Origin of the sequence: Nonomuraea sp. K271, from assembly GCF_009908215.1 — a bacterium.
GTDB lineage: Bacteria > Actinomycetota > Actinomycetes > Streptosporangiales > Streptosporangiaceae > Nonomuraea > Nonomuraea longispora.
This window is the reverse complement of the sequence record NZ_JAAAHR010000365.1, coordinates 1-1,690: the sequence shown is the minus strand read 5'-3', so window position 1 is coordinate 1,690 and position 1,690 is coordinate 1. Positions and strand designations below refer to the sequence as shown.

The 1,690-nt window shown below is 71.4% G+C and carries 3 protein-coding genes; all 3 read left to right on the top strand.

Annotated features, from left to right (window positions below; all coding sequences use genetic code 11):
- On the top strand, positions 1 to 714 hold a 714-nt coding region (locus GUY59_RS46960; RefSeq protein ID WP_236668176.1), incomplete at its 5' end, for a hemerythrin domain-containing protein.
- A complete protein-coding gene (locus GUY59_RS46955; RefSeq protein WP_138208861.1) occupies positions 711 to 1,343 on the top strand; it encodes a TetR/AcrR family transcriptional regulator in 633 nt (210 codons plus the stop codon). The genes GUY59_RS46960 and GUY59_RS46955, both read left to right, overlap by 4 nt.
- Before the next feature lie 97 nt (positions 1,344 to 1,440).
- Positions 1,441 to 1,690, top strand: a 250-nt coding sequence (locus tag GUY59_RS46950) for an SRPBCC family protein (RefSeq protein WP_161715144.1), incomplete at its 3' end; no start/stop codon positions are given.

The following is a 1,690-nucleotide window of genomic DNA, read 5'->3' as shown; positions in this document are numbered from 1 at the left end:
GGCCGTCGACGGGAGGACGAGATGGGATCCACTGCGGCGCAGGCGGACACGCGGATGATGGGCATCGTGCACGGGGCGCTGCGCCGGGATCTGGACCGCACCCGTGCGGTGCTGACCGCGACGCCGTATCCGCAGGGCCGGCAGCGGCGCGCGCTGGGCGGGCACGTGGTGTGGATGATGGAGCTCCTGCACGCCCACCACACTGGTGAGGATGAGGGCCTGTGGCCGCTGGTGCGCGCACGCAACCCGGCCGCCGGGCCGCTGCTCGACTCGCTGGATGCCGACCACCGTCGGATCGCCCCGGCGATCGAGACCCTGACGGCCGCCGCCCAGCACTACGCGGCCACGACCACCAGCCAGGCACGAGTCGACCTCGTCGCCCAGCTCGAGGCGCTGACGGACGTGCTCGTGCCGCACCTCGAACGCGAGGTCGCAGAAGCCATGCCGGTCGTGTCGGCCAGCATCACCGACGCCGAGTGGCGCGCATGGGACCGGACCTACAACATCAAGCCGAAGTCGCTGGCCCGGCTCGGCATGGAGGGGCACTGGCTGCTGGACGGCATCGACCCCGACGGCTACCAACTCGTGGTGCATCAAGTCCCGCCGCTGCCCCGGTTCATCCTGCTGCGCGGCTTCGCCCGGACCTACCGGCGCCGGGCCGCCGCCCGCTGGCAGCCGCAGACCGCGACCAAGCATGCCGGGGATCGGGTATGACGACGGAGCAGCCGCCACGGGCACGACGTGCCTACCGGTCACCACGACGCAAGCAGCAGGCCGCGGAAACACGGGCGGCGGTGCTCGCCGCCGCCACCCGACTGTTCGCCGAACGCGGCTGGGCAGGCACCGGGATGCGCGAGGTCGCCCGCGCGGCGGAGGTGTCGGTGGAAACGGTGTATGCCACCTTTCACTCCAAAACCGAACTGCTCATGGCGGCGATCGACGTCGCCGTGGTCGGCGACGACGAGCCCGTGCCGCTCAACCAACGGCCCGAATTCGCCACGCTCCCGTCCGGGACACGGCCCGAGCGCATCGCGGCCGCCACCCGGCTGATCACCATCATCCATCAGCGCACCACAGGGGTGTATCTCGCGCTACGCGAGGCAGCGGCCTCCGACGCGGACCTGGCCCGGCAACTGCAGGTCACCCAGGAGCGCCGGCGCATCACCGTCGGGGAGGGCCTCTCCCACATCACCGGCCGGACGGTGACCACCCAGGAACGCGACGGGCTGGCGGCGATCGCCTCGGTCGAGGTCTACCACCTGCTCACCGAACTATCCGGCTGGACACCGCAGCAGTACGAAACATGGCTGGCCGACGTGATCGACCGGCTCTTCGACACCTGACGGGACCGGCACCGGGGTGCCCCAATCCAGGAAGGAACGTTCCCATGTACCCTCCGCTGAAGGCCGAACCCGTCCCCGGCCGGAGTACGTGGTAGCCGTGGCCCGCCCCCACCGCGAAAGCGTCCAGGTCCACATCCGCGCCGAACCGCGCGCCGTCTGGAATCTGATCGCTGACGTCACCCGCATGGGCGAATGGAGCCCGGTGTGCCGGCGCTGCGCATGGATAGCCCCGGCCACCGGCCCGGCGGCCGGGGCCCGGTTCGTCGGCCACAACCGCATGGCCGGCCTGCGCTGGTCACGCGAATGCGAGGTCGTGGTCTGCGAGCCCGGGACCGAGTTCGCCTTCC

What these genes read in the sequence shown, in the direction of transcription:
- GUY59_RS46955 (WP_138208861.1), top strand. Translation starts at nt 711, where the DNA reads ATGACGACGGAGCAGCCGCCACGGGCACGACGTGCCTACCGGTCACCA.